This is a genomic window from Erythrobacter westpacificensis (assembly GCF_039542285.1).
GTDB classification, from domain to species: domain Bacteria; phylum Pseudomonadota; class Alphaproteobacteria; order Sphingomonadales; family Sphingomonadaceae; genus Alteraurantiacibacter; species Alteraurantiacibacter westpacificensis.
This window is the reverse complement of sequence record NZ_BAABHV010000010.1, coordinates 143,195-162,078: the sequence shown is the minus strand read 5'-3', so window position 1 is coordinate 162,078 and position 18,884 is coordinate 143,195. Positions and strand designations below refer to the sequence as shown.

The 18,884-nt window shown below is 64.4% G+C and carries 18 protein-coding genes; 9 read left to right on the top strand and 9 right to left on the bottom strand.

Going from position 1 to position 18,884, the window contains the following annotated elements; translation table 11 throughout:
* Window positions 1–146: 146 nt before the first annotated feature.
* Both ABFX23_RS08795 and ABFX23_RS08790 read right to left on the bottom strand, forming a co-directional pair.
* Complete coding sequence (locus ABFX23_RS08795) at window positions 147–893, bottom strand: hypothetical protein (protein WP_346032721.1); 747 nt, start codon at window positions 891–893, stop codon at window positions 147–149.
* A gap of 134 nt (window positions 894–1,027) precedes the next feature.
* Window positions 1,028–3,112, bottom strand: a complete 2,085-nt coding sequence (locus ABFX23_RS08790) for a CHASE2 domain-containing protein (RefSeq protein ID WP_346032720.1) — start codon at window positions 3,110–3,112, stop codon at window positions 1,028–1,030.
* Between the two features lie 136 nt (window positions 3,113–3,248).
* On the opposite strand from ABFX23_RS08790, the gene gdhA reads away from it, so the two are divergent.
* Window positions 3,249–4,613, top strand: coding sequence for an NADP-specific glutamate dehydrogenase (gdhA, locus tag ABFX23_RS08785; RefSeq protein ID WP_346032719.1), 1,365 nt, complete (start codon window positions 3,249–3,251; stop codon window positions 4,611–4,613).
* A gap of 13 nt (window positions 4,614–4,626) precedes the next feature.
* Here gdhA and ABFX23_RS08780 read toward each other — a convergent pair whose 3' ends face one another.
* Window positions 4,627–5,430 (bottom strand): class I mannose-6-phosphate isomerase, encoded by an 804-nt coding sequence (locus tag ABFX23_RS08780; protein WP_346032718.1) that lies wholly within the window; start codon window positions 5,428–5,430, stop codon window positions 4,627–4,629.
* A 91-nt stretch (window positions 5,431–5,521) separates the two neighbouring features.
* Between ABFX23_RS08780 and ABFX23_RS08775 the strand changes: the two genes are divergently transcribed.
* Genes ABFX23_RS08775 through ABFX23_RS08765 form a run of 3 tightly spaced genes read left to right on the top strand, consistent with a single transcriptional unit; the run spans window position 5,522 to window position 8,726 of the window.
* Window positions 5,522–6,340 carry a sulfite exporter TauE/SafE family protein gene (locus tag ABFX23_RS08775; RefSeq protein ID WP_346032717.1) on the top strand — a complete coding sequence of 273 codons (819 nt, stop codon included), beginning with the start codon at window positions 5,522–5,524 and terminating at the stop codon, window positions 6,338–6,340.
* A gap of 22 nt (window positions 6,341–6,362) precedes the next feature.
* On the top strand, window positions 6,363–7,493 hold the full coding sequence (locus ABFX23_RS08770; RefSeq protein ID WP_346032716.1) for a pyridoxal phosphate-dependent aminotransferase: 1,131 nt from the start codon (window positions 6,363–6,365) through the stop codon (window positions 7,491–7,493).
* Window positions 7,494–7,508: 15 nt separating this feature from the next.
* Entirely contained in the window at window positions 7,509–8,726 is a 1,218-nt protein-coding gene (locus ABFX23_RS08765; protein ID WP_346032715.1) for an NHL repeat-containing protein, read from the top strand.
* Between the two features lie 42 nt (window positions 8,727–8,768).
* On the opposite strand, the gene ABFX23_RS08760 is transcribed toward ABFX23_RS08765, so the two are convergent.
* From ABFX23_RS08760 to ABFX23_RS08745, 4 genes are all read right to left on the bottom strand, one after another.
* Window positions 8,769–8,960 carry a helix-turn-helix transcriptional regulator gene (locus tag ABFX23_RS08760; RefSeq protein ID WP_346033034.1) on the bottom strand — a complete coding sequence of 64 codons (192 nt, stop codon included), beginning with the start codon at window positions 8,958–8,960 and terminating at the stop codon, window positions 8,769–8,771.
* Window positions 8,957–9,382 (bottom strand): hypothetical protein, encoded by a 426-nt coding sequence (locus ABFX23_RS08755; protein ID WP_346032714.1) that lies wholly within the window; start codon window positions 9,380–9,382, stop codon window positions 8,957–8,959. Before ABFX23_RS08755 ends, ABFX23_RS08760 begins: the two co-directional genes overlap by 4 nt.
* The gene (locus ABFX23_RS08750; protein WP_346032713.1) at window positions 9,379–9,561 is read right to left on the bottom strand and encodes a hypothetical protein; all 183 of its coding nucleotides are present in this window, start codon (window positions 9,559–9,561) and stop codon (window positions 9,379–9,381) included. Before ABFX23_RS08750 ends, ABFX23_RS08755 begins: the two co-directional genes overlap by 4 nt.
* Window positions 9,562–9,771: 210 nt before the next feature.
* Window positions 9,772–11,886, bottom strand: coding sequence for a TonB-dependent receptor (locus ABFX23_RS08745; protein ID WP_346032712.1), 2,115 nt, complete (start codon window positions 11,884–11,886; stop codon window positions 9,772–9,774).
* Window positions 11,887–11,977: 91 nt separating this feature from the next.
* Between ABFX23_RS08745 and ABFX23_RS08740 the strand changes: the two genes are divergently transcribed.
* The 3 genes from ABFX23_RS08740 to ABFX23_RS08730 all read left to right on the top strand — a co-directional run bounded on the left by ABFX23_RS08740 (window position 11,978) and on the right by ABFX23_RS08730 (window position 15,559).
* Window positions 11,978–13,156 carry a winged helix-turn-helix domain-containing protein gene (locus tag ABFX23_RS08740; protein WP_346032711.1) on the top strand — a complete coding sequence of 393 codons (1,179 nt, stop codon included), beginning with the start codon at window positions 11,978–11,980 and terminating at the stop codon, window positions 13,154–13,156.
* A gap of 109 nt (window positions 13,157–13,265) precedes the next feature.
* The gene (ftsH, locus tag ABFX23_RS08735) at window positions 13,266–15,218 is read left to right on the top strand and encodes an ATP-dependent zinc metalloprotease FtsH (protein WP_346032710.1); all 1,953 of its coding nucleotides are present in this window, start codon (window positions 13,266–13,268) and stop codon (window positions 15,216–15,218) included.
* Between the two features lie 62 nt (window positions 15,219–15,280).
* The gene (locus ABFX23_RS08730) at window positions 15,281–15,559 is read left to right on the top strand and encodes a hypothetical protein (RefSeq protein ID WP_346032709.1); all 279 of its coding nucleotides are present in this window, start codon (window positions 15,281–15,283) and stop codon (window positions 15,557–15,559) included.
* A gap of 79 nt (window positions 15,560–15,638) precedes the next feature.
* On the opposite strand, the gene ABFX23_RS08725 is transcribed toward ABFX23_RS08730, so the two are convergent.
* Window positions 15,639–16,793, bottom strand: coding sequence for a DUF3667 domain-containing protein (locus tag ABFX23_RS08725; RefSeq protein ID WP_346032708.1), 1,155 nt, complete (start codon window positions 16,791–16,793; stop codon window positions 15,639–15,641).
* Window positions 16,794–16,902: 109 nt separating this feature from the next.
* Here ABFX23_RS08725 and ABFX23_RS08720 point away from each other — a divergent pair, with 109 nt between their 5' ends.
* On the top strand, window positions 16,903–17,136 hold the full coding sequence (locus tag ABFX23_RS08720; protein ID WP_120077223.1) for a DUF3072 domain-containing protein: 234 nt from the start codon (window positions 16,903–16,905) through the stop codon (window positions 17,134–17,136).
* A gap of 78 nt (window positions 17,137–17,214) precedes the next feature.
* Here ABFX23_RS08720 and rpoZ read toward each other — a convergent pair whose 3' ends face one another.
* Window positions 17,215–17,559 (bottom strand): DNA-directed RNA polymerase subunit omega, encoded by a 345-nt coding sequence (gene rpoZ, locus ABFX23_RS08715; protein WP_346032707.1) that lies wholly within the window; start codon window positions 17,557–17,559, stop codon window positions 17,215–17,217.
* Between the two features lie 103 nt (window positions 17,560–17,662).
* Here rpoZ and ABFX23_RS08710 point away from each other — a divergent pair, with 103 nt between their 5' ends.
* Window positions 17,663–18,838: a phospholipase D-like domain-containing protein gene (locus ABFX23_RS08710; RefSeq protein ID WP_346032706.1), complete on the top strand. Its 1,176-nt coding sequence runs from the start codon at window positions 17,663–17,665 to the stop codon at window positions 18,836–18,838.
* Window positions 18,839–18,884: the final 46 nt, after the last annotated feature.

Below are 18,884 nucleotides of genomic sequence, written 5' to 3'. Positions count from 1 at the left end.
TACCGCGACAAAGGCGGTCTTCGCGCGTCGCGTTCCAGCGCTTGAACCCATTGCGTATCCCCCCGATACTCTTTCAACAGGCAGCCCCCGCTGCCTCTTCCTCCAAGTCGTCCGGCGCGGCGATCAGCCGGTGCGCCGGCCGATAGTCAGCTTTCCTCGCCCTGCGCCCCGTCTTGGGCCGCTGCAACGATCTGGGCAAGCTGAACTTCGCAGCCATTGGAAATCAGCGCCTGCGCCAGCGCCTCGCCATCGTCGGGCTCGTCAGACAGGAACTTGAAAGTCACCTGCACCGCCTCGTCATCCGGCGCGCGGCCAATGGTGTAGGTCATGCCGTCGCGCAGTTGCAGCGCCGATTCCCAACGCGCGAGGCCATCGCCATCGGCAAAGATCACCTGTACGGCATCGTCGGGCGAACCGGCCGGGGCAATCGAGTAGACCGCCTCTCCCGTCTTGTCGGCGCGCCACAGGTTGACCCGGTCGACATCGGACAGGCAGATCGTGCCGGGCGTAGCCACGTCGACGTACCAGATGTTCGGGTTCGTCTCCCCATCCGCGCCGGGAACGCCGCGCGAGGATGCGATCCGCGCCTGCGGGCGGCGCGAGGTGAGGGCGGCAAGCGCGGTGTTGCGCGATCCGGCATTGGTGCGCGCTGCCAGGACGAAGGTGCCCGGCCCGCGCAAGACACGGGTGCGCCCGCCATCCAGCACCGTAATCACGTCGCCTTCGCGCAAGGTGATGCGCTGGGTGTCGCTGATCTGCGTGCCCACGGAATATGTACCTGCGGAAGGTCCGCTGGCGGCGACCACCGTACCGGCCTCGGCAGCGTCGGGCGCCAGCGCCAGCGCCGCAGTCGAGGCGACCAGCGCAAGTATCGGCTTGCTTCCCCCGGACATCGCTTCACTCCTCCACACGTCTGTCAGGCGTTGTAACAAAAAGCTGGTCAAGTTGTCAGCCATGTTAAGAATCTTTTCTTTCCCGAACGCCCGTGGTGCAGGAGATTACTTGGCGAGCCGCCGATCGGCCCGCTCTATTTCGAGCCCATGACATAGGCACCGTCCTCGTTGAGGTTGCGGCTACGCTCCTGAAGGGCCTGGAGTGCGGTGTCGTGAGGATAGCGGGCGGCGATGGCGGAAATCGCTTCCACCCCGCGCTCACGATCCGTGCCCAGCATCGCGACGGCATCGGCGAGGGCCTGACGGTCCTGTTCGGGAAAATCGGGCGCCGGTTCGGCGAGATCCAGCGCACTTGCCCGGCCCGACAGCACCACGCTGCCCATCGGGCGCCACCAGTCGAGGCCCGAACGGCGGGCGAATTCGGCGCTGGCCATGATCGTGCTGCGGAACGTCTTGTTACCCGATTCGAGCCGTGCTGCCGTATTCATCGAATCGCCAAGGGCGGTGTACTGGATGCGGTTCTCGCCGCCGAAATTGCCGACCACCGCCTCGCCCACATGCAGGCCCACGCGGGTGACGCCGATGGGGGGCAGGTCCGGGTCCATTGCCGCAACTTCCTCGCGGAAACGTTCGCCTGCCTGGTAGACGGCATAGCCTGCCCGCGCCGCGCGCGTCCCATCGTCCGGGCGGCTGATCGGCGCGCCCCAGAAAGCGACCACGGCATCGCCGATGAACTTGTCGAGGATGCCGCCGTGCTCGAGAATCACGTCCGACAGCATCTCCAGGTACCGGTTGAGCAGCTTTGCCACCATCTCGGGCGGGATGGCGTGGCTCATCTTGGTGAAGCCTTCGAGGTCGGAGAACAGCACGAAGATCTCGCGCTTCTCGCCGTGCAGGCGCAGCAGTTCGGGATGCTCGATGATCTCGTCGGCAATGCTCTGCGGCAGGTACTTGCCCAGCGCGCCCTCGGCGAACTGGCGCTGCACGGCCGTGGCCGCGCGGGCTGTGCTGGTGACGGCGGTGAAGGCGACGATCCAGCCCAGCGCAGGGCCGACGGCGGGAAAGCCATAGGTGTCGACACCGCGCGAGTGCAGGAAGAACGGCAATCCGATGAAGACCGCCAGTTGTGCGAGAAAGACAGGGACGAAGCGCCAGCCCCGCAGTTCCAGCAGCGCGGTGACGGTGGCCGCCAGCACGGTGAGCAGCGCGAGTGCCCACAGCGCGAGGCTTGATGGCTTCGACAGGCGCGCCCCGTCGAGCATCTGCGCGATGGTATCGGCGTGGAGTTCCATCCCCGGCGGGCGTGGGGACCGGCTGCCTTCACGCGTCCAGTCGTCCTCGCGCGAGGAGAACGGCGTGAGTGCGCGGTCATAGTCCACGATGTCGCCGCCGATGATGACGTAGCGGCCCGCGACAATCGGCGCGAGACCGGCGGCGATATCGGGATTGGCGAACAGGTCTATCGTCAGCGCCGTATAGATAGGAATGTCGTGCGCGTCGGGCTCTCCCGCCACCTCGCTTTCGTAAACGCCGGGCAGCCGGAACCGGATTGCGCCCTCGTAGCCATCGAACTGTTCCACCGCCGGATCGCCAGCCGCGCGCAGCATGGCGCGGCCCAGCAGGGGCGGCAGGCCGGGATCGATATCGGGCCACACCCGCGTCACCCCCTGGTCCGATGGCATCCGCACGCTTGCCGGAGCGACGTTCGTGCCTTCCAGCTGCTCAATGAACCGATCGAGGAATTGCTGCTGTTCGTAATTCATGTCGAGCGAGTTCGCCTCGAACGTGGTGTAGGCGAGCAGCGTGGGCGTCTCCATTCCGCGCAGCGTCTCGATAAGTTGGGCGTCCTCGCTCTGTGGCTGGTCGAACAGGATATCGACGCCGATGGCTTTCGCGCCCATCGTGTCGAGATTGGCCAGCGCGTCTGCCAGCATCCCGCGATCGAGCGGCGAACGCTTCTCCAGCGCGATCAGGGTCTGGTCGGTATAAGTGACCATCAGGATGCGCTCGTCCTGCTCCACCTGCTCGGCCAGGGTATAGGCGCGATAATCGTAGAGCGCGCGCTCGGCATCGTCGGTGCCGGGCAGGTCCCAGCTGTACCGGGCCAGCAACAGGGCCGCCAGCAGCAGCACCGCTGTCACCACCAGCCGCCGCGGGCCCGCCTCGCGCACGTTGCGCCAGCCAGCCGAATACCACTGCGGTGAAGCCCGCTCCGTCACGATGAAATCCCCCTTGCGGCGCCCTTGTCTTTCACTCGCGCGGCAAATTCAAGCCAATCGGGATTCGTCAATAGAGCCCAAAGAGGTCATAAGAGCGCGCAAGAATCGGGCATTATTCAATCAGGGGGAGAGAAGAATGGCTTCTGTTTACGATCGTCACGTGGACCTTAACCAATTCATGGAAGGCGTGAAAAAGCGCAATCCCGGGCAGACCGAATTCATCCAGGCCGTGCAGGAAGTGGCGCAGGACATCTTCGATTTCATCGAGGACAAGGAAGAATACCACCACGCGCAGATCCTGCGACGCATCGTCGAGCCCGACAGGGTGGTGAGCTTTCGCGTTTGCTGGGAGGACGACAATCACAACATCCGCGTGCAGCGCGGGTGGCGCGTCCAGTGCAACAACGCCATCGGTCCCTACAAGGGCGGTATCCGTTTCCATCCCTCGGTGACGGAGAGCGTGCTGAAGTTCCTCGCTTTCGAGCAGACCTTCAAGAACTCGCTTACCGGCCTGCCGATGGGCGGCGGCAAGGGCGGGGCGAACTTCAATCCCAAGGGCAAGTCCGATGCGGAGGTAATGCGTTTCTGCCAGAGCTTCATGACCGAGCTCTACCGCCACATCGGCCCCGATACCGACGTGCCCGCGGGCGACATCGGCGTGGGCGGGCGCGAGATCGGCTACATGTTCGGCCAGTACAAGCGCATCGTGAACCGCTGGGAAGGCGTGCTGACCGGCAAGGGTCTGGAATACGGCGGCTCCGCCATGCGGCCCGAGGCAACCGGTTACGGCGCGGTCTATTTCCTGCGCAACATGCTGCAGCACCGGGGCATGGACATTGAAGGCCATACCGCTGTCGTCTCCGGCTCCGGCAACGTGGCCACGCATGCGGCGGAGAAGATCACCCAGCTTGGCGGGAAAGTGCTGACCCTGTCCGACAGCGGCGGGTTCATCCACGATCCCGACGGCCTTGACCAGGAGAAAATCGACTGGGTGAAGCACCTGAAAAACGTGAAACGCGGGCGGATCAGCGAGTATTGCGACCACTTCACCAACGCCAGCTACCACGGCGACGGTGCGCGCCCGTGGAAGGTCTCTGCCGACCTTGCGCTGCCCTGCGCGACGCAGAACGAACTGGACGAGGAAGATGCGAAGGCGCTGGTCGAGAACGGCGTGAAAGCGGTGTCGGAAGGTGCGAACATGCCCACCACGTTGGAAGGCGTGCACGTGTTCCAGGATGCCAACGTGATGTATGCGCCGGGCAAGGCCGCCAACGCTGGCGGCGTCGCCGTCTCCGGTCTCGAGATGAGCCAGAATTCGGAGCGCATCAGCTGGAACCACGGCCGACTGGGCGACATGCTGACCGAACTGATGGAAGGCATCCACGGCAAGTGCGTGGAATTCGGCGACCAGGGGAATGGCCACGTCGACTACGTGAAAGGTGCGAACATCGCCGGTTTCAAGAAAGTGGCCGATGCCATGCTGGCCTTCGGCGTCGTGTAAGCCGAAAGGTGCCTCAGCAGGGCGCTGTCACCAGCGCCTTGCCCTGCGGGGCGAAGGTGACGCTGGCGAGATCGGGCGCCAGCGCGCATTCGCCCGGCTTCACCACCTCGCTGCCCGATACCAGCACTTCTCCCACCAGCGGCAGGACAAGCAGCGGCTCGGCATAGGTATAGAGCAGGCCATCGTCCGGCACGCCGTCCACCCAGTCGAGGCGGAAGAACGGGCCGTCCACCAACGCGGCGCTGCCGCTGTCCGGCAGGCGCTGGTGCAGCGAAGTATCGTAGGGCGAACCGTCCGCCACCGCCATTCCGGCTTCCAGGTGCAATTCGCGCGGGCGCCCGTAATCGTAAAGGCGATAGGTGATATCCGAATTCTGCTGCACTTCTATGATCGAGCATCCCGGACCGATGGCGTGGACCGTGTTCGCAGGGATGTAGAAGAAATCGCCCGCGGTTACCTCGTGCCATGTCATCAGCTCTTCGATCGAGCCGTCGAGAGCGGCGGCGCGCATGGCATCGGCATCCAGCGGGGCATCGAAACCTATTCCCAGACGTGCACCGGGCTCTGCCGCGATGACCAGCCAGCATTCTTCCTTTCCCCTGCGCCCAAGCCCTGCGGCTTCTGCCTGGCTATCGTCGGGGTGGCACTGGACAGAAAGCTTCTCGCTGGTGAACAGGTACTTGATCAGGATCTGCGAAAGCTGAGGGGGAGGTTCGAACCAGATTTCCCCTATGGGCGCGGCTTGCGGCGCGGAGAACGGCGGCGGAAGGACTTCCACCCCCCAGACTTTCTCGACGGTTCGGTTCGGCAGCAGCATCACCCATCGTCTAAGGCGCAAATCCTGCAAAAGCCAGTACCGACCAAAATTCCTCTCGCCCGATGCTGCGCTGCAACGTAGTGTGCATCGCGTGACCCTGGACTCCGCCCTTGCGCTTCCCTTTCTCGCCCTGCTTGCAGCAGGCGCGGCTGCGGGGTTTGCAGGCGGACTGTTCGGCATCGGCGGCGGCTTCGTGGTCGTGCCCGCATTGATCCTGATCCTGCCGCTGCTGGGCACCGCGCCGGATCAGCTGACTCACGTTGCCGTGGGCACCAGCCTTGCGACCATCATCTTCACTTCCCTGCGCGCCGTGCGCAGCCATGCGCTGCGCGATGCCGTTGACACCCAGGTGCTGAAGAGCTGGGCACCTTGGGTAGTGGGCGGCACCGTGCTGGGCGCGTGGATTGCCGACCTCGTCAGTTCCTCTACCCTCGCACTGATCTTCGGGATCGGCGTGCTCGGCTTTGCCGTCCATTTCCTCAGCCCGCGCGTGCACGATCGGCAACTGGCCACCGCCATGCCGGGCGGCGCTACCCGTGCCGGGCTGGCAGGCGGCCTTGGCCTGCTGTCCAGCCTGCTGGGCATCGGTGGCGGCACCATCACCACCATGACGATGACGCTGTGCGGCACCAGCATCCACCGCGCCATCGGCACGGCCAGCGGCATGGGCGCGATCATCGCCGTCCCGGCCTCGATCGGCTTCATGGTCATCGGTGCGGACGAAACCGGCCTGCCGTGGGGCTCGCTGGGCTACGTCAACCTGCCCGCCGCGCTGGCCGTGATCGTCACCAGCGTGGCTGTAGCGCCGCTGGGCGTGGCGCTGGCGCACAAGCTGTCTCCCGCGCTGCTGCGCCGGGTATTCGGAATTTATCTCATCTTTGTCGGAGCGACGATGATCTTCAACTCGTAGGCGGAAAAAAGGGGTAACAGCGATGGACATTGCACGCAGGACTTTCCTTGGTGGCAGCGCCGCCACAGCAGGCATGGCAGCCGCCTTCCCGGCACTTGGACAGGCCGATCCGGTTGCGAGCGCGGCGAGCAATTTCGGCCCCGGCGATGGCATCGCCATGCTCGCTCGCAACGAGAACCCCTATGGCCCTGCACCCAGCGCGCTTGCGGCCGCCTCCGAAGCCGCGACCAAGGGCTGCTACTACGCCGACCGCGGCCTGCGCGTGCTGCACGAGATGATTGCGGAGCGCCATTCGCTCAGTCCCTCGCAGGTGGTGATCGGCGCGGGCTCCACGGAAATCCTTTCCGCCATCGCCATCGCCTGGGGTCGCGGCGGCGCGATCCTGTGTCCCGGCCTGTTCTGGGATACCACCGTGCAATACGGCGAACATCAGGGCGCGCGGGCGATCCGGGTGCCGCTGGCGGACGACATGAACGTGGACCTTGCCGCGATGGCCTCCGCGTTCGATGACAATGTCTCGCTGGTGCAGGTGTGCAATCCCAACAACCCCACCGGGATGCTGGTGGATGCGGGCGCGCTGCGGCAACTGGCTGCCCGCGTCACCCCCACGGCCACGCTGCTGGTGGACGAGGCATACAACGAACTGGCCGACGATCCGGCGGGCAACAGCGTGGTGGACATGGTGCGCGCCGGGCAGGACGTGATCGTGTGCCGCACTTTCTCCAAGATCTACGGCATGGCGGGAATGCGCGTGGGCTACGCGCTCACCAGCGAGGAAAACGCCGCGCGCATTCGCAGCCACATGATGAGCTTTGGCGGAAACACCTGCGGCCTCGCCGCAGCCATCGCCAGTTACGACGACATGGGCTTCCTGGATGCGAGCCGCGCCGCCATCCTGGAAGGACGCGAAATGATCGTGGAGGCGGCCGCGCGCAGCGGATTGACCGTGCTGCCGAGCCAGACCAATTTCGTCTATATCGAGGTTCCCGATGCCGACGCGGTGGCCAGCGCCATGCGGGCACGCGGCATCATCATCCGCCCGGCATATGGCGAGTGGCGGCAATACTCGCGAGTGAGCACGGGCAGGCTGGAGGACGTGGCGCGCTACGCCATAGCCCTTCCCGAAGTTATCGACGGCCTTGGGGCCGCTTAAGAGGAGATGGACTGGATGCGTAAACTGGTAAGCACTGCGGCACTTGGCGCCGCTCTCGTGATCAGCGGGCCCGCCGTGGCGGATACGCTGGTGGAAGTGGACAGCGAGCATGTGAACGAAGCCGTGCCGATGCCCACCTTCGCGGTGGATGCGGGCTGGCCGCAGTTGCCGGAGAACATGATCCTGGGCCAGGCGCCCGGCCTGGCGGTCGACAAGGACGACAACATCTGGGTGCTCAACCGTCCAAATTCGCTGGGCTTCAGTGATATCGGGGCGGACAACGGGCAGAGCATCGCCTGCTGCAACGCCCCGCCACACGTCCTCCAGTTCGATCAGGAGGGCAACCTGCTGCGCAGCTGGGGTGGCATTGACCTTGCCCCCGGCGAAAGCACGATGGAAGGCGAGGGCCGCGATGCCGTGGAAGTGGGTGACGAACAGTGGCCCGCCAACGTCCACGGCCTCTACGTCGATGATGACCTCAACGTCTGGATCGGCGGCAACGGCGGCGGCGATCACGTGGTCCTGAACTTCACAACCGACGGCGAGTTCATCCGCCAGATCGGCACCCGCCAGCAGACCGAGGGCAACCTGTCGCAGCAATACCTCGGTAACCCGGCGGACATTCACTACGACGGGGAAAGCGTGCTGGTGGCCGATGGCTACATCAACAAGCGTATCATCGAATTCGGCGCGGAAGACCTTGCGTTCGAACACCTGTGGGGCGCCTACGGCACGGAGCCGGGCGGCGGAACGCGCGACGGTGAATTCGACCAGTCGCAGGCCAGCAGCACCGGCGATGGCGGGGCCAATCCCGAAAGCGAGAGTTTCGGCGATATCGTCCACTGCGTGACCCGCGGACCGGACAGCACGATCTACGTTTGCGACCGTCGCAACAATCGTGTGCAGGTGTTCCGCGAAACCGCCGACGGGGTGGAATTCGTCGAGGACGTGGTGATTGCCGAGGAAACCGGTGGCACCCGCACCGCGTCCGACGTGGCGTTCAGCCCGGACGGCAAGTACGTCTACATTGCCGACATGATGAACGGCCGCGTGTGGATCCTGCTGCGCGAAGGGCACGAGATCGTCGGCTGGTTCGGTCGCAACGGGCGCTATCCCGGGCAGTTCATCTGGCTGCACAGCGTGGACGTGGATTCGATGGGCAACGTCTACACCACCGAAGTCAGCACGGGCCGCCGCGTGCAGCGGTTCGTGATGACCGGCATGAGCGAGTGATAAGCGCGGACGGGCGGCCCTACAGGGTCGTCCGCCCGCTCTTCAATCCCGCAGGAATATCTCCTCGATCGTGAGGCCGAACACATCGGCGATCCGGAACGCCAGCGGCAGGCTTGGATCGTACTTTCCGGTCTCGATGGCGTTCACGCTCTGGCGGCTGACATCCAGCCGCTCTGCAAGGTCGTTCTGGCTCCACTCGCGCTCGGCGCGCAGCACGCGCAGGCGGTTCTTCACCGGCATTCTCCGGCCGTGCCCATCGTGATCTTGTTGTAAATCGCGCCCACGCCGATCCCGAAGAACCACAGGGTCGGCCACCAGAACGCGGCGATGTGCGGCACGGGCAGGTAGGTTTCGAAGAAGCCCCAGATTGCGGCAGCCGTCAGGGTGAGGCCGGTCGCCACCATCACCTGGCGTACGTAGAGCAGGCGCAGGAATTCGTCGCGCTCCTCGATGATCAGCCGGGCAAAGATCCAGAACACCGAGGCGAACGCCACGCCGGGCAGGGCCGTGAGGACATAGGCGGGCCAGCCGCTAAGCCCGCCATCCTCGATCAGCACTTCCGCCCCGTAGAGCGAGCCGAGATAGATCACCATCGCCACGACGATCCGCAGCAGGTAGCGCCTGACTTCGGGCTTTTTCTTGAGGTCGCCGATCACCGTGCCTCTCCGCGCCCGGCAAGCGAGCAGCCGCGATTGGAGAGGGTGGTGACGGCGAGAACGGGAAACACGATCAGAAGCGTGGTGGCGACGTCCTCGGCAACCCAGCCGAGCGCCGACATGGCGGCGATTATGAGCATCGCGCACGCCCAGCTGGCGGCCTTGGTGATGTTGTGCATGTCAAGCTCCTTTGAATTTATGTAAAGGGTACTAGACATCGTGTGACGCGAAGTCAAGGTTGCTTTACAAAAGGAATAGGTCGCTTGACCTGATTCCTGCGAAGAACTTGAAAGATCGACAGAAAAAGCCCCGCCTGCACCATGCATGCAGGCGGGGCTCTTGATCGGTGGCAGGCGCCCGCAATGCGCCTGCCGCCGGGGGGGATTCGGTCAGAATCGTCTGGTCACGCCCACGCGCACCTGCCGCGGTTCGACGATGCGGCTGACGATGCTTTCGATACCTTCCGCCGGTTCGCCGGGCAGGCGGGTGGCGTAGAAATAGGTGATGTCGTTGTCTTTCGAATCAAAGGCGTTGAGCAGTTCGGCGTGCACTTCCCAGCCGCGCAGGAATTCGATGCCCTGCGGGGTCCATGCCGCGCGCAGGTTCACCAGCGTGGTGGAGTCGCTGCGCACCGAATTGTCCTCGATCTGCGCGGCAGGGCCGAGATACCGCACGCGGGCGGCGGCGTTCCATTCGGGGAAGGCGGCAGAGATACCCAGCTCGCCGGAGTTCTCCAGCGCGCCGGGAATGTAGTCCTGTCCCGCAAGCACATCGACATAGCGCGAGGTGGTGCCGGTCCAGACCGCGTCGATCGCCAGCCAGTTGTTGGGCTTGTAGAAGGCGGTGAGTTCGTAGCCGTTGCGCTCGCTGCCGTCGTTCGGCTCGACCGTTCCGGCATCGCCGACGTAGATCAGCTCGCTCTCGATGCTGCTCCACCAGTAGACGCCGGTGAAGATCAGGCCGCCGCGCTCGAAGCGCAGGCCCACTTCCTCGAAGTGTCCGTCTACAAGGCCGGGCACCGGGTCCACCGGATTGGTAACGCCGCGCGCATCGTTTGAATGGAAGCCCTCGCCATAGTTGGCGTAGAGCGCAAGGCTCTCTGCCACTTCGTAGTTCAGGCCGATCTTGGGGGCGAAGGTCTCGTCGGTGGCATCGTTCGTCCAGCTGAGCGCGCCGCGCAGGGCCTCGGCCTCGAAATCGTACCAGTCACCGCGCAGGCCTGCGATCACCATCAGCCGGTCGACAGGCCGCCAGATCGCCTCGGCATAGAGGCCCAGCGATGCTTCCTCCACTGCAAAGGCGCCCACGGTGAATTCGGTAACGCCGTCTATTGTCTCGTCCAGCCCGACTTCGCCGATGTCGTCGTAGCGGCCTTCCGCACCAAGGCGCAGGCTGAAGCGATCGGAAAGCTGCTCGGTGCGTTCGATGCGTCCGCCGAAGGTCCAGCGATCATCGTACTGGCGCAGCTGGTCGCCATTGACCGGATCATCGAGGAAGTAGGTGAAGTTGTTGAGCAGTTCCCAATCGTATCGCTGGGCATAGGCGGTAATCCGCCAGTCGTCCGAAAGGTAGTTGGCGGTAAGGACGTGCCGCTCGGTGTCGCCGCGCAGTGTCTCGTCGATGGCGCAGAAGCGATCCTCGCAAAAGACAGTGCCCGGCGCGCGCTCGGGGATCTGTTCGGTAGGTGCCCAGCTTGCGTCGAACAGGCGATAGGTCAGCGAGAGATCGCCCGCCCCGAGGGGCTGAGTAAATTTCACGAAAGCCGAGTAGCCTTCGAAATCCTCGGCCAGTTCCCACGGGCCGTTGTTGAACTTGGCCTGCCCCGCCACCAGCAGATCGCCTTCGCCCACCTGTGCAGATCCGCCGGCGACGAAGCGGTAGTAATCATAACTGCCCACTTCCGCGCTGGCGAAGGGTTGCAGGCGATCGTGCGTGGTGATCTGCGAGCTGCCGACGAAAGAGAAATCGCCGGTGTCGGCGCGATAGGGGCCCTTGCGATAGTCCACCCGCGCAACGGTTTCGGGGATCAGGCCGTTCACGTCGAGGTAGCCCTGACCATGGCCGTGGGTGCGGAAGTTCAATGGCATGTCGTCGACGTAGACCGAATAGTCCGTGCCGTGATCGAGGTTGAACCCGCGCAGGAAGAACTGGTTGGCCTTGCCGCCGCCCGAGTGCTGGGTGGCGATCAGGCCCGGCGTCGCCTCCAGCAGTTCGCCGGGTCGCAGCAGCGGGCGAATCTCGATATCCGCGCCTGCCACGCCGCCTTCGCTGGCAGCGCCTGCCACACCGATCCGGCGCTCGCCGCGTCCGTAGACGTAAATGATCTCGCCAGTTTCGGTGTTGCGCACGACATTGGTATCGTCGGGGTTTGCCTGTGCGGCAGCGATGTCGGCTGCAGTCGCCGTGCGCTCGGTAGTTTGTCCGCCCTCCTGCGCGATGGCCGGGGGCACGGTGAGGATCGTGCTTGCGGATACGAGAAGCGTGTGGCGATAAAGGGTTTTCATCAGGTCCGTTTTCTGGTTGGTCAAAGTCAACCAAAGAGCTGGCGCATCACTTCTCGCCCAACCAGGTAAATTACGGTAATCGGCACGTTACATGGACGTTACACCGCTATTCGAAAGCGAGATTGCTCGCTTGCGCGCTGCCCAGGTGCCCGGTGAAAGCGGGCGCGTGCGCGAACTGTTCGACTATCTCGCCGCACGCGGTCCGGCTGCTGAAAGCGCGACGCAGGACGAGCTGGCGCGCGAGGTATTCGGACAGCAGGGCAGCGATGCCGACGATGCGACGGTACGCGTCTACGTGCACCGCCTGCGCAAGAAGCTGGAAGATTTCTACGCCGCGAACGAGGCGGGCGAACACGGCGCGCATATCGTGCTGCCAAGCGGCACCTATGCCTTGCGGTTGGAAGGCGTCGAGAGCGCCGCCGAGGCGCCGCAGCCGGCGCGTTCCTCCAAGCCCGCCATCTCGATCGCGGCCGTTGCGGCATTGATCGTCATCGCCTTGGCAGCCCTGTTCGCGTGGAGCCAACGCGCCGCCGTGCCCAACGCCTTGTGGGAGCCGCTGGCCGAATCAGATCGCCCGGTGCTGCTGGTGCTGGGTGACTACTACCTTTTCGGAGAGATCGATCCGGTAAGGCCCGAACAAAGCCGCCTCATCCGCGATTTCCGCGTCGACTCGAAGCAGGACCTGGCGGCACTCCAGGAAGCCGAGCCGGAACGTTATGGCTACGCCGAGGATGTCGGTCTTACCTACCTCCCGTTCTCGCTCGCCTACGGGATGAAAGCCGTGATGCCCGTGCTGGCCGAGGCCGGGAAGGATGTGGAGATTATCGCATCGAGTGAACTCGAACCCGACATGCTGAACCGTTTCGACGTGGTCTATATCGGCCTGCTTTCGGGCATGGGGCTGCTGGAAGAACAGGCATTTGCCGGCAGCACCCTGCGGATCGGCGAGAGTTACGACGAGATCGTCGATCGCGACAGCGGACAGGTGTGGACGAGCGACGAAGCGCGCAGCCTTGCCTCCCCCGCCTTCTATCGAGACTACGCCTATCTCGCGCGGTTCACCGCCTCCACCGGCGCGCAGGTGGTGGTTATCGCCAGCCAGCGCGAGACGGGCCTGCGCGGTATCAGCCCGCTGGCCGTGGGCGCAAGCCTGCCGGAAGGCGTTTCCGATGCGGCAGCAGCCGATGCGTTCGAGGCGCTGGTGCAGGTGACAGGGCAGCAGGGCGCGGACCTGGACGACCGGCTTATCCTCGCCCGCGAGAGGCGCTGATCCGCCGCCCGGCACCCGCCCGATATGGCCCCCGATACGGCCCAAAGCCGTTATCTTGTCATTCACCTCGCAGAGCCTACATTGAAGGCCTGAAAGGACGCGATCTTACATGAGCGACAATCAAGAGCCCGAAAACGGCGGTGGCGGCAACAATCCGTGGATGAAGAGCCTGATGATCTGGGGCGGGGTTTTCCTCGCCCTGCTGCTGGCCGTTTCCATGTTCGGCGGCCCGCGCGAAGCGCCGGGCACTGCCATTCCCTATTCCGATTTCAAGGAAAAGGTGGCCGAAGGCTCCGTTGCCGAGGTGACGATCGCACCCGACCGGATTTCCGGCGTGCTCAAGAACGATGAACGGTTCACCACAACGCCCGTGCCCGGCGACATGAACCTGACCCAGCAGCTCGAAGCGGCAGATGTCGAATATACCGGCACCCAGCCCGAACAGATGAACGTGCTGCTGGTGGTGCTGATCCAGGCGCTGCCGTTCCTGCTGATCCTGGGCATCGCCTTCTTCGCGCTGCGCCAGGTGCAGAAGGGCGGCGGATCGGGCGCGATGGGCTTCGGCAAGTCGAAGGCCAAGATGCTGACCGAGAAGCAGGGCCGCGTCACTTTCGAGGACGTGGCCGGCATCGACGAGGCGCGCGAGGAGCTGCAGGAGATCGTCGAATTCCTGAAGGATCCGCAGCGCTTCTCCAAGCTGGGCGGCCAGATTCCCAAGGGCGCGCTGCTGGTCGGTTCGCCCGGTACGGGTAAAACACTGCTCGCCCGTGCAATTGCGGGCGAAGCGCGCGTGCCGTTCTTCACCATTTCGGGTTCCGACTTCGTCGAGATGTTCGTGGGCGTCGGTGCCAGCCGCGTGCGCGACATGTTCGAGCAGGCGAAGAAGAACGCGCCGTGCATCGTCTTCATCGACGAGATCGACGCCGTGGGCCGCCATCGCGGCAACGGTATCGGCAACTCCAACGACGAGCGCGAGCAGACGCTGAACCAGTTGCTGGTGGAAATGGACGGCTTCGAGGCGAACGAAGGCATCATCATCATCGCCGCCACCAACCGTCCCGACGTGCTCGACCCCGCGCTGCTGCGCCCGGGCCGCTTCGACCGCCAGGTGGTGGTGCCCGTGCCCGATATCGATGGGCGCGAGAAGATCCTTGCCGTGCACATGAAGAAGGTGCCGCTGGCGCCTGACGTGAACCCGCGCACCATCGCGCGCGGCACGCCCGGCTTCTCCGGGGCGGACCTCGCCAACCTCGTCAACGAAGCCGCCCTGCTGGCCGCGCGCCGTAACAAGCGCCTCGTCGCCATGCAGGAGTTCGAGGACGCCAAGGACAAGGTCATGATGGGCAGCGAACGCCGGTCCATGGTGATGACCGACGACGAGAAGAAGATGACCGCCTATCACGAGGCCGGCCACGCCATCGTCGCCGTGCATGAAGAAGCGTCGGACCCGATCCACAAGGCCACGATCATCCCGCGCGGCCGCGCGCTGGGCATGGTGATGCGCCTGCCGGAGCGGGACAACTACTCCTACCACCGGGACAAGATGCACGCGAACCTGTCGGTTTCGATGGGTGGCCGCGTGGCCGAGGAAATCATCTTCGGGCACGACAAGGTCTCCAGCGGCGCATCCTCGGATATCCAGTACGCCACCGACCTTGCCCGCAACATGGTCACCAAGTGGGGCATGAGCGAGAAGCTGGGCCCGCTGCAGTACGAGCAGAGCCAGGAAGGCTATCTCGGCATGGGCCAGACCACCCGTACCTTCGCAGGGGCGGATACCAACAAGCTGATCGACCAGGAGATCAAGGACCTGGTGGAAGGTGCCCACAAGCGCGCGACCGAACTGCTGACCAAGCACGAGGACCAGCTTCACCTTCTCGCCCAGGCCATGCTCGAATACGAGACGCTGACGGGTGACGAGATCAAGGTGCTGCTGGAAAACGGCAAGATCGACCGACCCGATACGCCGACCGGGCCGATCCCGGTCGCGCCGTCGCAGGGTTCGTCCATCCCCAAGGCGGGCAAGCGCTTCGGTGGCGGCGAGGCTCCGCAAGGGGCCTAGGCAGTAGCGGGAGCTGGTTGCGGCTTTCGTGCGTTGACAGGGCTCCACGAAGGAGTCCTGCCATGCCGCACAAGTTTGTCGTTTCCGTTCTCGCCGCACCCGCCTTGCTGCTTTCCGGAGCCTGCTCCGAAAGCACCGAGAGCAATGCCGAGGCCATGGCCGAACGCGCCGCTGCCGATGCGGAGGCGAATGCCGAAGTGATCGGCAACGAGCTTCGCGAAGGAGCAATCGTTGCTGCCGACGAACTGAGCGAGGGTGCGGCGGAACTGAGCAATGACCTGGCCGAAGCAGATACCCGCGATACGGCCCCGGGCGACGGTGAACTCGACGGCACCGACTAAGAACGGCCGCTGTTCCCTGATTAGAAGACACAAACACGAGGGCGGCGCAGCGATGTGACGCCCTCCGTTGTTGTCAGGTTCAGAAAGCGCCGAGGACCAGCAGGAGCTGGATGAACAGGCCGACGACGATCCAGATGAATGCACTGAGCACCAGCAGGCGCCAGAACGCGGAGAACCGCGAGAGGTCATAGGTGTAGCGCAGCTGCTTGTAGAGGTGGATCGGAGGGATGAGCAGGGCCATGGATGTCGGTATCCAGCTTGCCACTCCGATCGCACCGAGGATCGACAGGGTGATGAACAGCAGGGTCACGAAACTGAGCGAATAGGTGATGAAGATCGCATGATCGTAGGCCTTGAAGCGCCGCTTCCACGCGAACAGCAGCCATACGAAGGGGATCGAGATCGGGATCAGCAGCCAGCTGAACTTGTAGGCGTTGGCCTGCAGCTTGTAGATCATCAGGCTCGGGTTATCGCGCCACTTGTTCAACGCCTTGTCGAACCACGCGATCCCGCTGTCAGCCGTCGCAAGATCGCTCAGGTCCGCTCGCACGGTCGGCGGTGCCTCGATGCCGTCGGCAGGCTCATTGTCCGGAGCAGGGGCCTCAGGCCCGGCTGCGCCGTCACGGATGCCCCGGGTCAATTCCGAAAGCGCGGATTCGGGGTTTTCGTGGAGGAAGGTTTCCAGCACCCCGATCTCCGCCTGCAGTTCGGTACGTTCGGCGTCGGTCAGGTCTTCGCCCTCGAGTTCTCGGCGCAGATCGGCAATCTCGCTCGTCGCTTCCTCCCGCAATTCCTCCACGGTGCCGGAGGAACCGGCTGGTCCCTGCAGGTCCGTCGGCGCGGTGAAGCCCAGCACCTGGAAGATCGCGAACATCAGGAAGACGGTGAACAGGAACAGCGCCATGGGGGAGACGAAGCGGGCCCGCTGGCCTTCGATGTAACGCCGCGTAAGCGTGCCCGGACGGAACATGAGCATGGGCAGGGTGCGCCACAGCTTGCCTTCGAAATGCAGCGCTCCGTGCAGCAGGTCGTGCATGAATGCGCCGATGGTGCGGTGCACGTGTCCCTGCTGTCCGCAGGCATGGCAGTAGGCCCCGGTCAGCGGTGTATCGCAATTGAGGCATCGGGCCGGCTGGTGCGGATGCGGCGGCTTGGCGCCCGAATCGGGCTCGATGGCGCGCGACAGAAGACCGCCTTCGGTGGCCGTGCCGATACCTTCGAAAATGTCGCTCACCGGCGTGCCCCCTTTGCTCCGCAGCGCAACCTAACCTTTGCCACCTGCTCCGTCGAGATGGAACAAATAGGGATCAAGGGGCGTTGACAAGGCAAAGGAGACAACGAGCATGACTGCACCGACACCTACCCGGCATCCCAAGGCCGACCCCGTGTCCAACGCCGAGAAGAAGCCCGAGAACTGGACCACCGGCGATGAAGCCATGACCGGCGCACAGGCCAGTTACCTCAAGACCTTGTGCGAGGAAGCGGGCACGCCCGAAGCCTATGACCCCGAACTCAGCAAGGCCGACGCTTCGCAGAAGATCGACGAATTGCAGGCCGCAACCGGGCGGGGGCAGTAGCGCTTTCCTTGAGGCCAAAAGCAAAAAGGCCGCACCCGGTGGGCGCGGCCTTTTTGAAACTTGAGAACTGCGAGGCGATCAGCCGTCGTAGTCGGCACCGATCGAGGTGGAGCGCGTGGGCGCAGCGGCGGACAGGCGCATGGCCTCTGCCGACTGGCTCAGCGAACCGATTTCATCGGCTTCGTCTTCCTCGTCGGGAAGGACGCGCTGCAGCGACTGCACCAGCGATTCCTGCAGGTGCTTGGGCTTCACGGTCTGCTCCGCGATTTCGCGCAGGGCGACGACCGGGTTCTTGTCACGGTCGCGATCGACCGTCATTTCCGCGCCGCCGGAAATCTCGCGCGCACGCTGGGCAGCCAGCAGGACGAGATCGAAACGGTTGGGAATCTTGTCGACGCAATCTTCGACTGTAACGCGCGCCATGGGCACTCCGATTGAATTGGTGTTGTCGGAAAGTGAGCCAGTTAGGCGGGCAGAACGCTTCCGTCAAGGTTTCCCTCGGGGCGGGGCGTGCTAACAGGCCGGGATGGACGCTGTCATCGACACCGGGCGGGGCTATCAGGATCCCGAACCCTTTTCGGCGCAGGCGCATGGCCTTTCCTTAACCTTCTACCCCGCTGGCAAGGATCGCCGCGCCGCGCTGCTGGAAATCATTAACGGCGCACGCCAGAGCCTGAAAATCGCCTTCTACATCTTCGCCCGCGACGCGGTTGGCCGCGAAGTGCGCGATGCGCTGGTGGCAGCGGTGGAGCGCGGGGTGGATGTGACCCTGATCGTCGACGGTTTCGGGGCGGAGGCGGACGAGGAATTCTTCGCCGAGATGACCGATGCCGGCGGCACGTTCCTGACCTTCATGGCGAAGTGGAGCCGCCGTGCGCTGATCCGCAATCACCAGAAGATGGTGATTGCCGACGATGCCGTGGCGATGCTGGGCGGCTTTAACGTGGAGGACGACTATTTCGCCCCGCCGCAGGAAAACGGCTGGAACGATCTCGGCTTCCGGCTTGAGGGCGAGGCGGTGCAGCGCGTTGCCGCGTGGTTCGCGGAACTGGTCGAATGGGCCAGCGACGACAAAGCGCAGTTCCGCGACATCCGCCACCGCGTGCGAAACTGGGAAGCAGGCGATGGTCCGGTGCAGCTGCTGATCGGCGGTCCGTCCCGCCGCCTGTCAAGCTGGGCCAGGCGCGTATCGCAGGACCTGGAGCAGGGCGAGAGGCTGGACATGATGATGGCCTATTTCTCCCCGAACGGCCGCCTGAGAGAGCGCATCCGGAAGATCGCGGCGAAGGGGCGCACGAACCTGTTGCTGGCAGGGAAAAGCGACAACGGCGCCACCATCGGTGCCAGTCGTGCGCTATACCGGAAGCTTCTGGAAGCGGGCGCGAACATCCGGGAGTTCCAGGCGTGCAAGCTGCATACCAAGCTTATCGTGCTGGACAACGCCGTGTACCTCGGCAGCGCCAATTTCGACATGCGCAGCCTCTATGTGAACCTGGAGATCGTGCTGCGGATTGAAGACGCGGCGCTGGCGGACACGATGCGCGAATTCATCGAGCAGCACTACGAGGCCAGCGAACGGGTGACGCCCGAACTGCACGCCCGCCGCGCAACGCCGTGGACGCGGGCGAAGTGGTGGGCGAGCTGGTTCCTCGTTTCGGTGGTCGATTACACCGTCAGCCGCAAGCTCAACCTCGGCCTCTAGCCGTTTCGCGCCCGGATGGCCCGGATCGCGCGTGACCCTGTCTCTT

Excerpts from the sequence above, each read along its gene's own strand:
- ABFX23_RS08720 (WP_120077223.1), top strand. The coding sequence starts at position 16,903 with ATGACTGCACCGACACCTACCCGGCATCCCAAGGCCGACCCCGTGTCC.
- ftsH (WP_346032710.1), top strand. The coding sequence starts at position 13,266 with ATGAGCGACAATCAAGAGCCCGAAAACGGCGGTGGCGGCAACAATCCG.
- ABFX23_RS08780 (WP_346032718.1), bottom strand. The coding sequence starts at position 5,430 with ATGCTGCTGCCGAACCGAACCGTCGAGAAAGTCTGGGGGGTGGAAGTC.
- ABFX23_RS08710 (WP_346032706.1), top strand. The coding sequence starts at position 17,663 with ATGGACGCTGTCATCGACACCGGGCGGGGCTATCAGGATCCCGAACCC.
- ABFX23_RS08730 (WP_346032709.1), top strand. The coding sequence starts at position 15,281 with ATGCCGCACAAGTTTGTCGTTTCCGTTCTCGCCGCACCCGCCTTGCTG.
- ABFX23_RS08750 (WP_346032713.1), bottom strand. The coding sequence starts at position 9,561 with ATGCACAACATCACCAAGGCCGCCAGCTGGGCGTGCGCGATGCTCATA.
- ABFX23_RS08765 (WP_346032715.1), top strand. The coding sequence starts at position 7,509 with ATGCGTAAACTGGTAAGCACTGCGGCACTTGGCGCCGCTCTCGTGATC.
- ABFX23_RS08770 (WP_346032716.1), top strand. The coding sequence starts at position 6,363 with ATGGACATTGCACGCAGGACTTTCCTTGGTGGCAGCGCCGCCACAGCA.
- ABFX23_RS08740 (WP_346032711.1), top strand. The coding sequence starts at position 11,978 with ATGGACGTTACACCGCTATTCGAAAGCGAGATTGCTCGCTTGCGCGCT.
- ABFX23_RS08795 (WP_346032721.1), bottom strand. The coding sequence starts at position 893 with ATGTCCGGGGGAAGCAAGCCGATACTTGCGCTGGTCGCCTCGACTGCG.
- rpoZ (WP_346032707.1), bottom strand. The coding sequence starts at position 17,559 with ATGGCGCGCGTTACAGTCGAAGATTGCGTCGACAAGATTCCCAACCGT.
- gdhA (WP_346032719.1), top strand. The coding sequence starts at position 3,249 with ATGGCTTCTGTTTACGATCGTCACGTGGACCTTAACCAATTCATGGAA.
- ABFX23_RS08745 (WP_346032712.1), bottom strand. The coding sequence starts at position 11,886 with ATGAAAACCCTTTATCGCCACACGCTTCTCGTATCCGCAAGCACGATC.